Below are 14,838 nucleotides of genomic sequence, written 5' to 3'. Positions count from 1 at the left end.
GGGGAAGTCCATGAACCGATTTGTGGCGGGCGGGGTGGCGGGTCTGCTGATGGCGGCGGCGGGATTGTTCTGGTGGCAGGGACATGCCGAGCGGCAGCGGGAGAGGGCGCTTGTGCCTGCCTCCGCCTCATCACCCGTGGACGAAGGGCTGCCCGAGGGAGACGAGAACGCCTTTGGCGCAGCGCCGCCGATGCCGCCCGAAGCGCGGGCGGAAGACCGCGAGGCGCAGCGCTTTAACCGCTATGACAGGAACCGGGACGCGATCATTACCCGCACCGAAATGCTGGGGAGCCGGACCAGGGATTTCCGCAAGCTGGATACGGACGGCAACAACCTTTTGAGCTTTGAAGAGTGGGCGGTGAAGACGGCGGATCGCTTTGCCGGGGCGGACGGCAATGGCGACGGGAAATTGACCCGGACGGAGTTCGCCACCACGGCGCCGAAGCCGGAACCCAAACCCAAATGCCGGTGTTAGTAGAGGGCTTTTTCCACGTGGAAACGTGTTTTTTGGCGATCCTACAGCCCGGTTTCCGACAGGGGCGTTTCCAACAGGTCAGACGGGTAAGGCCGCGCCTTCCAACAGACCAAACTCCCGCGCCCATGCGCCGAAATCCGCCCGGGCGCGCGTGGTGTAGGCGGCCTTGCGTTCCTTCTTTTTCACGCGCCCGTCTGGCGGAGGCATCAGGCCGAAGTTGACGTTCATGGGTTGGAACGTATCGGCCTCCGCTCCCCCGGTCACATGACTGAGCAAAGCGCCAAGCGCGCTCGTCACCGGCGGCGGGGGGAGTGTTCGTCCGCCCAATTCCGCCACCGCAAAGCGCGCGGCAATCAGACCGATGGCGGCGCTTTCGACATAGCCTTCGCAACCGGTCATCTGCCCGGCGAAACGGATGTGCGGCGCGGACTTCAAGCGCAAAGTCGCATCCAGCAACCTGGGCGACTGGATGAAGGTATTGCGATGCAGCCCGCCCAAACGCGCGAACTCCGCCTGCTCCAGCCCAGGAATCGTGCGAAAAAGCTCGACCTGCGCGGCATGTTTGAGCTTGGTCTGGAAGCCGACCATGTTCCACAGCGTGCCGAGCGCATTGTCCTGCCGCAACTGAACCACCGCATAGGGCCAGCGCCCGGTGCGCGGATCATCGAGGCCCATCGGCTTCATCGGACCATGGCGCAGCGTTTCGACCCCGCGCGACGCCATCACCTCGATCGGCATGCAGCCCTCGAAATAGGGCGTGTTCGTCTCCCATTCCTTGAATTCGGTCTTGGGCCCATCGAGCAAGCCCTGGACGAAGGCGTCATATTGCGCCTTGTCCATCGGACAGTTGATGTAATCCTTGGTCTCGCCCTTGTCCCAGCGCGACTGCATCCAGCAGATGCCCATGTCGATGCTGTCGCGATAGACGATGGGTGCGATGGCATCGAAAAACGCAAGACTGTCCATCCCCGTCGCCGCGCCGATGCTATGGCTCAGCGGCTCGGCGGTGAGCGGGCCGGTAGCGATGATAGTGAGGCCAGAGGAGGGAAGGGCGTCGATGCGCTCACGCACAATTTCCACGTTCGGATGATCGGACAGCGCGCGGGTGACGTGGGCGGAAAATATGTCCCGGTCCACCGCCAGCGCCGACCCTGCGGGCACACGCGCCTTCTCAGCCTGCGCCATGATGATCGAGCCGAGATCGCGCATTTCCTGATGCAACAGGCCGACGGCGTTGTTCTGTGCATCGTCGGAACGGAAACTGTTGGAGCAGACCAGTTCTGCTAGGCCATCGGTCTGATGCGCGGGCGTCATGTGGCCTGCGCCGCGCATTTCCGAGAGGCGCACCTTAATCCCTGCCTGGGCAAGCTGCCATGCCGCCTCGGACCCCGCCATGCCGCCGCCGATGATATGTACCTGATGCGTCATCGGCGCGCCATAACGCGCTTTACCAGGCTTGGATAGGGCGGTCGGGGCGATCGATCGCGCTATCGAAAAATTTGAGCTCGACAGGATTGTGTGGCCTTCAGCACGCGCTAGGAGCTGTGGGGACTCAGTCCATATAGGCCTGCAAAGCGCGATTTTCTGTGCTTCGGTGCTCACGTACCTTTAAGTACGCTGCGCTCCGATGCTCGAAAATCCCCCTTTTGCCCTGCGGTCGCCTGCGGCCCCGGCTCCATCTGAACTGAATCCCCACAGCCCCTAGAGCGCGCTGCGTTTCTTCATTTATGCCGCGAACGATTTTTGGGAAGATGGAACAACTTAAAAATACCAGACAAAGATATTGATTTACCACCATATTTTTTCTTATATAAATAATTGTAGCGATTCAAGTTCAGATCGACATGAGACAACGCTTCGTGTAATGGAATTCCCATTCTAGACAGCATTTCAGCCTGGTTAAATTTGGTAATTTCTTGCATGAGGTCGATCTATTGTTACGAATTTGTTTGATCGTTTAGACCGCGCGCAGAAATATTGCCAGTGGCAACATGCGAAAGTGACCGCACGTGCTGAACGGTTGATCCCGTGACGGGTTCGGTCAATAGCTGACAGGAATAATGAGCTGGAAGCCCGATGCTCCATCTCTCAATGGAGCTCGCGAGACATTTATTGGTGGTGACCCCTACGGGATGCTGGATGAGCCGCAATATATTGAATAGAAAAAGAAATATTCAGATGGAGGTGTAGTGTGCCCTCATAAATACCATCAGCGCATCTGCTTAATCTTCCTTGTGCGCTCTTGACTCAACCCAAATCGTTCAGCCAGTCGACTTCCCCGGACACAAGATGATAAAAGGCTCCTACGATTTTCAGTAGGCCATGCTTCTGAGGTCTCAAAATGGCAGGAGAAGATTCTTCCTGTAACTCGCGCACGACCCGGAGCACATTCTGTTTTGAGGCCGCATTCACCAGATCATGCTGGTCCTCATGTCCCACTTCCATTATTGCTGGATAGAGGGGTTGGAGCACTTTGCTGATGTTGGCAGAAAAACAATAATGCTCTCGCACGACGGATACGGCGGCCCGAACCGCTCCGCAATTCTCATGCCCCATCACCACGATGAGAGGGACCTGAAGCGCCGAGACCGCGAATTCCAGACTACCGATGGCTGTGGAGCACAGACTGTTCACAGCGTTACGGATGATGAACAACTCTCCCAGCCCGCGCCCGAAAAGAAGTTCGGGAGCGACCCTGGAATCTGAGCAGCTCAGATAGGCGGCAATCGGTTTTTGTGCAGCCAGCATCCGTAGTCTTTTGGATCGGTCCGCATGCGGTTCATAGGGCACGTCGGCCAGAAACCTGCGGTTACCTTCCTTGAGGAGCGCCAACACATCATCCGGTGTCATGGGCGGGGCGCTCATCCTGCCCTCCCATCCAGCCGGGCGCGCAAATAGATAAGTACGTTGCGCGCTGTCCAAGGGATCAGCGCTAATGCCATGATTGCGGACGATACCACCAAGATTTCTGGTTGTTCCTCAAAAACGGCCGCACCGATGCGGGTCAGGGCCGCAAGCTGCACTCCGGAAAATGCAATAATGCCTGTGACTGGTAGCAGGAGGGGACGACCGGAGTGCCCCTGGGTTACCCGTGTCACCATTGCCACGATCAGGCTACCTGCAAACCCGATGGTAAGGGCGTGGTCCGGCGCGCGGCCGAGTTCAATGGCTGTGTTGTCAAGCAGCACCAGCGCATAGCCAACAGGAACCCATGCAAAGCCGACTACCAGAACCCACAACAAGCCGGGTGCCTTCCCTCTTGGCCACCATTTCCAGAGCATAAGGCCAGTCAGCATCGCGAGCAGAGCGGCGCCTCCTCCGTGCAACACGGGCACTGCTGCCAGTTCGCCAGACGCGAGCAGAATCATCCCGATCCAGAGGCCGCCCAGCGCCCAGAAGGGTCTCCAAGGCCGGTAGTTCTGTACAGCATTTGCAGCAAAAAAGGGAATCATGCGGTGACAAACGGTGAGAAACACCGGCATGAGAAACAGATGGAGGCCAATGCGGTTGGCGAAGAACCAGGAAGCGGCGTCATGGCTGAACAGGAAGTGGAGCAATACGACCTGCCCCGCTATTGCAACGCAGAACGCAGCCAAAATTGACCATGCATGCCATGTTGGCCCTTTGCCGTCGTGTCGTTCGCGAAGGGCTACCTGTAGTAGCATGGCTAAACCCCACAAACTAGCGAGCAAGGCACCGAGAAACGCGCTGACGAGCAGAGCGCCATATCCCGTCAGCAGGGCAGTCCAACTCATCAGCGCCGCGATAGCATAGCCGCCACCAGCAGGGGCATAGGCACCGGGTTTCATGTCGGGATAGCCCATCCAGCGGGGGAATACAGTCAGCAAAAAGCCGAAGAACAAAGGTGGCAACCCTATATAAAGCAGCATCGGCGCATGCAGCAGTATGACAGGAATAGCGTCCACCATGGCCCCAGCCGGATAGACAGCTGCCAGTGTCAAACTCCACCACAATATGCTCAGCATCAATTGGCTCACACCAATGAGAAACAGAAGGCGATGGGGAGCAGCGAAGAGGTTCATTGAGTTCACTGCGGGCCGTGAGTGTCGTCGACGGGGCCGATTAGTGGGGTCATTGATTCGACAATGCTCGTGAGCGTGAAATCATCCATAGCTTGCTTCTGGACCGCGCGCGGATCGCGTCTCGTTAAAAATCAAGACACAGGGCGCTAAGCCGTCCATCCTTCCCTTTCTCCAATGTTGACGCGCGTATCAACAGGTCTGCATCGGCGAGGGGCTTCTGCATAGCTGAGTCCTGAAATGACAACACGAATGCCAGTCCGCCTTCAATCCGGGCACGCACAAAATGCTCTCGCTTTGGATCCTGCTGTATATCGCCCATCACAGGAAGGCGCCGCCAACCCAGGGCCGCTTGCCATGAGCGCCCTGTAATAAGCGCCAGTAAAGGCGCAAGGATGAGGCGAGCAGTCACCATAGCGGAGGTAGGATTGCCGGGAAGCCCGACCACGAACCTGCTGCCGCACTGGCCAAGCCAGATAGGCTTTCCGGGCTTTATTGCGAGCTTTGAGAAGATCAGATCGAGGCCGTAGGGAATGAACATATCCTTGGCATGGTCGCGCTCCCCCACCGAGGCTCCACCAGTCACGATGATAATGTCGGCTTCCTCCAGCATAACCCCCGCCATGGAGCGCAAATCGGTCAGATCATCTCCAGCTAGCCTGCGTTCGATCACTTCTCCGCCCCATATATCGACGAGCGCGGCGATGCCATGCGAAACGCTGTCGGGCAGATGGTCGGTCATGCTGGATGCGCTGCCTGCAGGAACAAGCTCTGTGCCGGTGCTTACTATTGCTACGCGTGGTCTGCGCCATAGAGGCAGTGCGGCTTGGTCCGCCGCCGCAGCGCACAGCACATGTCGGGGTCCAAGTCGGGTGCCCGCAGGAACCAGTATGTCGCCTGATCTGAAATCGGCCCCTGCGGAGCGCACGTGCCACCCCGGCCCATAGCCTTCCGTTACAATCGCCAGACCGTCACTGAAGCTGACATGCTCCTGCATGACGACGCGATCAGCACCTTTTGGCAAGGCCGCACCGGTGAAGATACGTACGCACTCTCCGGATTTGATCCCGCCTATCCAAGGCTCCCCGGCGAACGCTGCCCCCACCACATGTAGTGTTGCGGGCAGCGCTCGAAGATCTGTGTCGCGCACGGCGATACCGTCCATCGCCGACACATCTGTCTTTGGTGCGCTCACTCTCGCGATGACAGGATCGGCCAATATGCGCCTGTGGGCACATTCCAGCGGCGTCATTTCCCGTTCCAGCGGGTGAGCATGCTCCGCAATCCGTGCGATCGCTTCATCGAAACCGATCATCACAGGCTTAGACGCAGACATGCATCAGGCGAGGAATGACGCCGGCTAGTGAGCAGGGGCGGTGGCGGCTGTCGAGTTCGAGTGCAAGAACCATGTCCCATCCATCGCTGCATGCGCCAGGCGATCCCGGTAGGCAAAAGATGAAACTGTTTCCGATCTGCCCTGCCAGCGCACGTGATTGCAGAGTAGAGATCCCTACCGTCTGTTGGCTCGCCAAATGGAAAAGCACAGCAAAGCCATCCATCTCTCTGTCGAGCATGGGACGGACCGCCTCAGGTGTCAGGTCGCGTTCCATAAACCCAGTGCCTCCGGTCGAAAGGATAACGTCCACGCGCTCATCCTCCGCCCACAGCTTGACCTGATGTCGGATGGCTGGAATATCGTCCCGCACAATTTGCCTGTCTTCAAGCTGGTGGCCTGCTGCCTGTAGGCGTTTGGCGAGCAATGCGCCCGATGCATCAGTTTCCAGAGTTCGAGTGTCGCTGATCGTCAAAATCGCAATATTGAGCGGATGGAAGGTCAGGTTCTTGTCTATGCCGGGCATGTCAGCCTCCGATGGATGCGAGATGGGGCGTGGCGCCGCTGTTGCTGCTATGCAGTCGGTGGGCGACTGGCTTGCCATCAGTCAGGGCACGGATGCGCCTTACGAGCGCATCATACTGATCGTCGGACTGGAGCAGCGGCCGCAGGTCGACCCCGCCGTCACCGAAGAGACACAGATGCAGTTGCCCTGATGCCGAGACCCGCACGCGGTTGCAAGAAGCACAAAAATTTCGTCCGTAGGGAGCGATGATGCCGATACGACCTTTCGCAGCCGGGTGTGCATATTCGATTGCCGGACCTTCGCCTGCTTGTCGCGCCACGGGCGACCAGCCGCGCCGTTCCAGTTGCGCGACAATGCTGGCTCCGGGAATATGGTGGCGATTAAAGATATCCCGATTGCCGTTTGTGAGCATCACCTCGATGAAGCGTAGCGAAAGCTCTCGCCCGGCCACGAAATCGACGATCGCGTCCAATTCACCATCGTTTATGTCCTGCATCAAAACTGTGTTGACCTTGATGCTGTCGAACCCTGCGGCCAGCGCGGCATCCAGCCCTTCAAGCACTTCAGCTAGCCGATCATGGCCGGTTATTGCGTTAAATTTGGCGGAATCCATTGAATCTATGCTGACATTGATCGCAGTTATCCCCGCGGCACGATATGCTTCCGCCCGTTCGGCCAGACGATAGCCGTTTGTCGTCATTGCTACCCGACGGATACCGGACACAGTGGCGACTGTAGCAGCGATATGCTCGAAATTGGGGCGCAATGTGGGCTCTCCACCCGTCAGCCGGACTTTCCACACACCTACCGCGGCAAAGCCGCGCACCAGTCGGGCTGTTTCCTCAACCGATAGCGGTGCAGGCGCACCTCTTGGTTTGCGATAGCCATTGGGCAAGCAATAGCTACATCGAAAATTGCAGAGATCCGTGATCGACAGGCGCAGATATTCGAGTTTGCGGCCATGGAGGTCGTGGAGAAACTTTGGGGTATGAGCGACGGGATCGGCAGCCATCACTGCACCAGCATACCTTCCGGTATTGTGATCTCCACGCCGCTCACACCCACGCGTGCAGCAAGGAGGGGGATATATTGCGAAATGGCACGGCGCAGGCTCGCCTCACGGAGATAATGGGCGATATCACGGCGCACTGCTTCGAATGGCACCAGACGCGCTTCTATGCGTCTGCCCGCGCGAATGACATGCACGCCGTAGCGGCTCCTTACCGGATGCGGACACAATTGCCCTTCAGCAAGAGCGAATAGTGCGGCTTCAAAGGCTGGCTCGACCTGTCCTGCCGCGATTAACCCCAACTGCCCCCCATGTGCTGCAGAGGGACAACCCGAATAGGTCTGTGCCAGCTTTGCGAAGACACCCGGATCGTGTACGATTTCCCGTATGGCCCCGCGCGCGTCGCTTGTGGCAAGACCAAGCGCAATAGGGTCGTCGGGTTGGACCTTGAAAAGAATATGCTCTGCCTCAACCTGCAAGCGCGAAAGAAAGCGTTGTCCGTGTGTGTCATAGTAGCGACGGCAGGTTTCCTCATCCGCTTCAGGCACATGCACTTCCCGTTCGAGTAGCGCTTCTATGCGCGCGTCCTCTTCGGTCAGAAGGCGCCCATCACGATCCGTCGCCGGATCGGGAGAGATACCCAGCCGTTGCGCTTCGTCGAGCAGCAATTGCTTGACGACAAGTGCCTCGGCGGCAACTGCCCAAGCGGTGTCCGCATTGTGGGCGGGGTGATGCTGCGCCTCGGCGGCGATTGTGGCGGCCGGAATCTCCCGGCCACCAACTATGACTGGAGCGAAAGGGTCACTCATGCTGCCAGTTTCCGCGACCGGACAATCTGATAACCCGGTCGCCAAATGTAGCGAACTGGCGCGGAGAGCATGTGCACCAGCCGCGTGAACGGGAACAACAGCAGGATAGTCAAACCCAGGGCAAGGTGTAGCTTGAACACCAGCGCCACATCGAGGATAGCGTCGGAGGCGCCGCTGCGGAACGTGAAAATCCCCTGCGCCCACTGCATGAATTTCACCATCTCATGCCCGTCCAGATGCTGGGCGGATAGGGGGATAGTGGTAAGCCCCAGAGCAAGCTGCACCCAAAGCAGCAGGATAATCATATTGTCGCTGAAGCTGGATGCGGCGCGCACTCGTGGATCGAAAAAACGGCGGTGGATCAGCAGGGTTGCGCCGATGATCGCCATTACACCTGCCACGCCACCCGCACTCATCGCGAGCAGCTGCTTGGCACCGTGAGAGACGCCTAACGCATCGAACAGTGCAATCGGTGTCAGCAGGCCCACCAGATGCCCGGCAAAGATCAGGAGCACACCGACATGAAACAGCACCGATCCGATCATGAGCTGCTTGCGGCGCAGCAGCTGGCTCGATCCGGCACGCCAGCTGTAGGGTTCGCGATCATACCGAATTACTGAACCTACAACCAGAACGGCGAGCGCAACATAGGGGTAGATTCCGAATAGCAGATGATGGATGTAATCAGCCATGAGCGGAACTCCTGTTCAGTTCAGGTGACTGGAACCGCGCCACCATCGCGGATGCCTGCGGGCAGGCGGGCACCGCGCCGGGGGCGGCTGGTGCAGCGAAACGAACCTGCTCCTCCTCCCACAGCGCGTCGAGAGCGGCGAGGTCGTCCGGGTCGTCGGCGGGCGCGAGGGAGAGAGGCTCCCCGCCCGCTCCCGCCAGATCGGCGAGCAGACGCATCGGTGCGGCATAGGGAGTGACCTTCTGCTCCAGCCGTTCGGCGAGGGCGCCGATGATGACACCGGGTTGAGCCAGCTCCATCAATGCCTGTTCTGCGGGCAAGACCGACAAATATTCAAGAAACAGGGGTAAATAGTCGGGCAACTCCTTTGCCGAAATTTCCAACCTCTGCGCCTCGTAGCGCGCGCGCAGATCCACCATGGCTTGGCCGCGGTCACGGCTCTCGCCATGCACATGTTCAAACATGTGAAGGGACAACGTGCGTCCGCGGTCAAACAGCGCGACGTAGCGCTCCTGCAGATCCAGCAGATCATCACCAATCAGTTGGTCAATCAGCGGCCTAAGTGTTTCCCGCTGACGGGCAGTAAAAACGGCGTCTCGCTCCAGTGCGTCGAGCAGCACCGGTGCGAGTTGCTTCACTGTGTCGTCGGGGTAACGCAGAAGCGTGGAGAGAATACGTAAGGTCCATTGCATCAGAATACCTCCGTCGGGGTCTGGAGTCGCTTGCGTGCGGGCGCACCGAACAGGTTCGTATCGGTGGAACCACCCGAACAGCCATTGCCGAACGAGAAGCCGCAACCGCCACGTTCGTCATATATGTCTTCGGCGTCTTCACGGTGGCCGGCAGGCACCACGAACCTGTCCTCATAATTAGCGATAGCCATCACCTGATACATTTCCTCGATCTGGCTACCTGTAAGATCAACCGATGCAGCGATCCCCTCCTCGATCACTCCGCCGACTGTCTTGGCCCTCATATAGGCACGCATGGCGAGCATCCGCTCAAGACAGGCGGAGATCGGTTCCTCGTCTCCTGCAGTCAGCAAGTTGGCGAGATATTTCATTGGAATCCGCAGCGAACGCACATCTGGCATGCCATTGTTTGTCGCGATTCTGCCTGCGCTCGCCGCCGCGCTGATCGGCGACAAGGGTGGCACATACCAGACCATCGGCAGCGTGCGATATTCCGGGTGCAATGGAAAAGCGACCTTCCATTCCATCGCCATCTTCCACACTGGGGAATGTTTCGCTGCTTCGATCCACGCATCGGGAATGCCATCCTTTCGCGCCTGCGCGATGACTGCCGGGTCATTGGGGTCGAGGAAGATGTCGAGCTGTGCCTGATAGAGGTCAGTAACTCTTTCAGTGCTTGCAGCCTCTTCGATCCGATCGGCATCATACAACATCACACCCAGGTAGCGGATGCGCCCCACGCATGTTTCAGAGCATACCGTAGGTTGTCCTGCTTCGATACGCGGGTAGCAGAAGATGCATTTTTCCGATTTTCCGGTTTTCCAGTTGTAATAGATTTTCTTGTAGGGGCAGCCGGAAACGCACATGCGCCAGCCCCGGCATTTTTCCTGATCGATGAGGACGATGCCGTCCTCCTCCCGCTTGTAGATTGAACCCGCCGGGCAAGCCGCGACGCACGTCGGGTTGAGGCAATGTTCGCACAGCCGGGGCAGATACATCATGAAGGTGTTTTCGAACTGGCCGTAAATCTCCTTTTCCACCCCTTCGAAATTATAGTCTGCAGACCGCTTGGAAAATTCGCCGCCCAGTATCTCTTCCCAATTCGGACCGCTTTCAATTTTTTCCATCCGTTCGCCGGATATCAGGCTGCGCGGACGCGCTGTGGGGAATGCCTTGCTCTCGCCCGCCTGCTGAAGATGGCCGTAATCGAAGGTGAACGGTTCGTAATAATCATCGATTTCCGGCAGGTCCGGGTTGGCGAAAACCTTGGCAAGCAGGCGCCACTTGCCGCCCATGCGCGGCTGGATGGAGCCGTTGCGTAGTCTTTCCCAGCCGCCGTTCCAGCGGTCCTGATTTTCCCAGTCCTTGGGATAGCCTACGCCGGGCTTTGTTTCCACATTGTTGAACCAGGCGTATTCCAGCCCTTCGCGGCTGGTCCAAACATTCTTGCAAGTCACCGAGCAGGTGTGGCAACCGATGCATTTATCGAGGTTGAGAACCTTCCCGATCTGGGCGCGGACTTTCATGCTGCGGTCTCCCCTTCGGCCAATGCTCCTTCGAGCCAGTCGACCTTTTTCAGTTTGCGGACGATCACGAACTCATCGCGGTTGGAACCGACGGTTCCATAATAATTGAAGCCATAGGATTGCTGAACATAGCCGCCGATCATGTGCGTCGGCTTCAATACGGCGCGGGTCACGGAATTATGAATGCCGCCGCGCTGGCCGGTGAGCGGCGATCCCGGCACGTTCACATGCTTTTCCTGAGCGTGGTACATGAAGAGTGTTCCCTCCTTCATGCGTTGCGACACGACCGCGCGGGCAACCAAGGCGCCATTGGCGTTGAACGCCTCGACCCAGTCATTGTCGACGATGCCCGCACTGGCGGCATCGGTTTCAGACATCCAAACGATCGGCCCGCCGCGAGATAGCGTGAGCATCAGAAGGTTGTCGGTGTAGGTGGAGTGGATGCCCCATTTCTGATGTGGGGTGATGAAGTTCAGCACCACATGCTTTTGTCCCGCAGCATGATCCAGCATCGGCTTGACCGCCTTGGTGTCGATGGGCGGTCGATAAACGCACAACGCCTCGCCAAAGGCCCGCATCCATTTATGATCCTGATATAGCTGCTGCCGCCCTGTCAGCGTCCGCCACGGTATCAACTCATGCACATTGGTGTAGCCCGCGTTGTAGCATACATGCTCACTCTCCAGCCCTGACCATGTGGGTGAGGAGATAATCTTGCGCGGCTGGGCCTGAATATCGCGGAAGCGGATTTTTTCCTCTTCCTTCGGTAGGGCAAGATGGGTGTGATCCAATCCGGTGTTCTGCGAAAGCGCGGCCCACGCTTTCACCGCTACTTCGCCATTGGTCTCCGGTGCCAGCATCAACAGCACTTCGGCCGCGTCGATCGCGGTTTCGATGCGGGGCATGCCTTTCGTCGGCCCTTCGTCGGCGACTACGCCATTGAGTTTGCGAAGGTTATCGACCTCACGCTCCGTATTCCAGGCGATGCCTTTACCGCCGTTGCCGAGCTTGTCCATGAGCGGACCCAGCGCTGTGAAGCGCTTGTAAAGGTTGGGGTAATCGCGTTCGACCACGGTGATACCGGCCATCGTTTTGCCTGGAACAGCGTCCACTTCGCCTTTGCCCCAGTCGGCCACATCGAAAGGCTGCGCAATTTCTCCGGGCGTATCGTGCTGGATCGGCACCAGCACCGCATCCTGCTCGACCCCCAGCACTTCGGTAGAGACCTCGGAGAATTTCCGGGCGATTCCCTTGTAGATTTCCCAGTCGCTGCGCGACTCCCATACCGGATCGACCGCCGCCGACAGCGGGTGGATGAACGGGTGCATGTCCGATGTGTTCAGGTCGTCCTTCTCATACCAGCTGGCAGTCGGCAGGACGATGTCCGAATAGACGCAGGTTGTGGACATCCGGAAGTCCAGCGTAACGAGCAGATCCAGCTTTCCCTTGGGCGCATCTTCATGCCACTTGACCTCCTTGGGCTTCTGTTGGCCAGTCTGGCCAAGATCCTTGCCCTGCACACCGTGCGCGGTTCCCAGAAGATGTTTCAGGAAATATTCGTGGCCCTTGCCCGACGAGCCGAGCAGGTTGGAGCGCCATACGAACATGTTGCGCGGCCAGTTTTCTGGGGCATCGGGGTCCACACAGGACATTTCGAGCGAACCATCCTTGAGTCCGCTGACGACATAATCCTTCACATCCTGACCAGCAGCTTGCGCCGCAGACGCGATTTCGAGAGGATTGGTGCGCAACTGCGGCGCGGAGGGTAGCCAGCCCATGCGCTCGGCCCTTACGTTATAGTCAATCAGGCTGGCGTCCCAATCGCCCTCAGGTGCGGTGGGTGACAGAATTTCACTGACGTCCAGCGTCTCGTAACGCCATTGATCGGTGTGGGCATAGAAGAAGCTGGTGGAGTTCATCTGCCGGGGAGGCCGGCTCCAATCCAGTCCGAAGGCCAGCGGGGCCCATCCGGTTTGCGGGCGCAGCTTTTCCTGCCCCACATAATGCGCCCAGCCGCCGCCCGACTGGCCCACGCATCCGCACATCACCAACAGGTTGATGATGCCGCGATAGTTCATGTCCATGTGATACCAGTGGTTGAGGCCCGCCCCCAGGATCACCATCGACTTGCCGTTGGTTTGTTCGGCATTACTGGCAAATTCACGGGCAACAGTAATTATGTCGTCGGCGGGCACTCCCGTGATCTTCTCCGCCCATCCTGGCGTATACGGAATATCAGCCGAATAGTCCGTCGCGACATTCCTACCGCCCAATCCACGGTCAAGACCATAGTTCGCGCAGAGCAGATCGAACACAGAGGCAACAAAAGCATTTCCATCCTTGAGCTTTATCTCCCGAACCGGAACGCGTCGATTAAGAACACCGGGGTGATCTGAGCCTTTGAAATAGTCATGCTCGCGATTGCCGAAATACGGAAAAGAAACATCGACTACGGCATCATGCCTGTCATCAAGTATGGCAGTCATGCGCAGCGTTACAGGATCGCCTGCGCCGTCTTTCTCTTCAAGGTTCCATTTGCCCTGTTCACCCCAGCGGAAACCGGCAGAACCTGCGGGAACGACAGGAGCGCCAGTGCTATCGTCAATCGCCACCGTTTTCCACTCAGGGTTGGTTTTCTCGCCCAAATCATCCTGGAAATCTGAGGCGCGCAGCATCCGGTCAGGCACAAATGCGCCATCCTTGCCCACGAGCTTCACCAGCATGGGCATGTCGGAATAGCGGCGGCAATAGTCCTCGAAATAGGGAGCCTGCCAATTGAGATGATATTCACGCAGGATGACATGGCCCATGGCCATGGCAAGCGCGGCGTCAGTGCCCTGCTGCGGGTTGAGCCAGATGTCGCCGAATTTCGTCGCCTCTGCATAATCCGGGGAGACAACCGCGACCTTGGCGCCGCGATAGCGCGCCTCGGTCATGAAATGGGCGTCAGGCGTGCGCGTCTGCGGCACGTTCGATCCCCACAGCATCAGGAAACCGGCATTATACCAGTCGGCGCTTTCCGGAACGTCGGTCTGCTCGCCCCAGGTCATCGGAGACGAAGGCGGCAAGTCGCAATACCAGTCGTAGAAAGACATGCAGGTTCCGCCCAGCAAGGACAGATAGCGCGATCCGGCGGCATAACTCACCATCGACATGGCGGGGATGGGGGAGAAGCCAATCACGCGATCCGGGCCATAGGTCTTGGCTGTATAGGCGTTGGCAGCTGCGATGATTTCGTTGACTTCGTCCCATGTCGAGCGGACGAAGCCGCCATGGCCACGGATCGCGGTATAGCTTTTGCGCTTGGCCTGGTCCGCCTGGATTGAGGTCCAGGCGGCGACGGGCGGGAGGTTTTTCCGCGCCTCTCGCCACAGCTTGACCAGCCGTTTGCGGATGAGCGGATATTTGAGACGCTGCGCCGAATAGATATACCAACTGTAGCTCGCCCCGCGCGGGCAGCCGCGCGGTTCGTGATTAGGCAAATCTGGCCGCGTGCGCGGATAGTCCGTCTGCTGGGTCTCCCACGTGATAATCCCGCCCTTTACGTATATCTTCCATGAGCAGGAGCCTGTGCAATTCACGCCATGGGTGGAGCGCACGATCTTGTCGTGCTGCCACCGCTTGCGATAGGCGTCCTCCCACCCTCTCGACTCTGCGGTAGTAACGCCGTGCATGTCGGAAAAAGGCTCGCGAGCCTGTTTGAAGAAGGTCAGTCTGTCAAGCAGATGGCTCATGGA

13 protein-coding genes are annotated in these 14,838 nt (G+C 58.4%); 1 reads left to right on the top strand and 12 read right to left on the bottom strand.

Features of this window, described 5'->3' with window-relative positions:
* The first annotated feature begins 10 nt into the window (after positions 1–10).
* Positions 11–475: a hypothetical protein gene (locus OOT33_RS05275; protein WP_307748953.1), complete on the top strand. Its 465-nt coding sequence runs from the start codon at positions 11–13 to the stop codon at positions 473–475.
* 78 nt (positions 476–553) lie between these two features.
* On the opposite strand, the gene trmFO is transcribed toward OOT33_RS05275, so the two are convergent.
* The 12 genes from trmFO to OOT33_RS05215 all read right to left on the bottom strand — a co-directional run bounded on the left by trmFO (position 554) and on the right by OOT33_RS05215 (position 14,835).
* Positions 554–1,903 (bottom strand): methylenetetrahydrofolate--tRNA-(uracil(54)-C(5))-methyltransferase (FADH(2)-oxidizing) TrmFO, encoded by a 1,350-nt coding sequence (gene trmFO / locus OOT33_RS05270; RefSeq protein ID WP_307748952.1) that lies wholly within the window; start codon positions 1,901–1,903, stop codon positions 554–556.
* Between the two features lie 293 nt (positions 1,904–2,196).
* On the bottom strand, positions 2,197–2,397 hold the full coding sequence (locus tag OOT33_RS05265) for a hypothetical protein (protein WP_307748951.1): 201 nt from the start codon (positions 2,395–2,397) through the stop codon (positions 2,197–2,199).
* Between the two features lie 325 nt (positions 2,398–2,722).
* Positions 2,723–3,340 (bottom strand): carbonic anhydrase, encoded by a 618-nt coding sequence (locus OOT33_RS05260; protein ID WP_307748950.1) that lies wholly within the window; start codon positions 3,338–3,340, stop codon positions 2,723–2,725.
* Entirely contained in the window at positions 3,337–4,518 is a 1,182-nt protein-coding gene (locus OOT33_RS05255) for an NnrS family protein (protein ID WP_307748949.1), read from the bottom strand. Before OOT33_RS05255 ends, OOT33_RS05260 begins: the two co-directional genes overlap by 4 nt.
* A 124-nt stretch (positions 4,519–4,642) precedes the next feature.
* Complete coding sequence (locus OOT33_RS05250; protein WP_307749309.1) at positions 4,643–5,830, bottom strand: molybdopterin-binding protein; 1,188 nt, start codon at positions 5,828–5,830, stop codon at positions 4,643–4,645.
* 7 nt (positions 5,831–5,837) lie between these two features.
* The gene (gene moaB / locus OOT33_RS05245) at positions 5,838–6,374 is read right to left on the bottom strand and encodes a molybdenum cofactor biosynthesis protein B (protein WP_307748948.1); all 537 of its coding nucleotides are present in this window, start codon (positions 6,372–6,374) and stop codon (positions 5,838–5,840) included.
* Position 6,375: 1 nt separating this feature from the next.
* Complete coding sequence (gene moaA, locus OOT33_RS05240) at positions 6,376–7,386, bottom strand: GTP 3',8-cyclase MoaA (protein ID WP_307749308.1); 1,011 nt, start codon at positions 7,384–7,386, stop codon at positions 6,376–6,378.
* Positions 7,386–8,192 carry a peptidylprolyl isomerase gene (locus OOT33_RS05235; RefSeq protein WP_307748947.1) on the bottom strand — a complete coding sequence of 269 codons (807 nt, stop codon included), beginning with the start codon at positions 8,190–8,192 and terminating at the stop codon, positions 7,386–7,388. The genes moaA and OOT33_RS05235 overlap by 1 nt, the downstream gene beginning before the upstream one ends.
* Positions 8,189–8,884 (bottom strand): respiratory nitrate reductase subunit gamma, encoded by a 696-nt coding sequence (narI, locus tag OOT33_RS05230; protein WP_307748946.1) that lies wholly within the window; start codon positions 8,882–8,884, stop codon positions 8,189–8,191. The genes OOT33_RS05235 and narI overlap by 4 nt, the downstream gene beginning before the upstream one ends.
* Positions 8,877–9,575, bottom strand: coding sequence for a nitrate reductase molybdenum cofactor assembly chaperone (gene narJ, locus OOT33_RS05225; protein ID WP_307748945.1), 699 nt, complete (start codon positions 9,573–9,575; stop codon positions 8,877–8,879). Before narJ ends, narI begins: the two co-directional genes overlap by 8 nt.
* Positions 9,575–11,101, bottom strand: coding sequence for a nitrate reductase subunit beta (gene narH / locus OOT33_RS05220; protein WP_307748944.1), 1,527 nt, complete (start codon positions 11,099–11,101; stop codon positions 9,575–9,577). The genes narJ and narH overlap by 1 nt, the downstream gene beginning before the upstream one ends.
* A complete protein-coding gene (locus OOT33_RS05215) occupies positions 11,098–14,835 on the bottom strand; it encodes a nitrate reductase subunit alpha (protein ID WP_307748943.1) in 3,738 nt (1,245 codons plus the stop codon). The genes narH and OOT33_RS05215 overlap by 4 nt, the downstream gene beginning before the upstream one ends.
* Positions 14,836–14,838 lie beyond the last annotated feature (3 nt).

Origin of the sequence: Sphingobium sp. DEHP117 (assembly GCF_030867385.1) — a bacterium.
Classification (GTDB): domain Bacteria; phylum Pseudomonadota; class Alphaproteobacteria; order Sphingomonadales; family Sphingomonadaceae; genus Sphingobium.
Note: the sequence above shows the minus strand (reverse complement) of the source record. Positions and strands in the feature narration are given on the sequence as shown.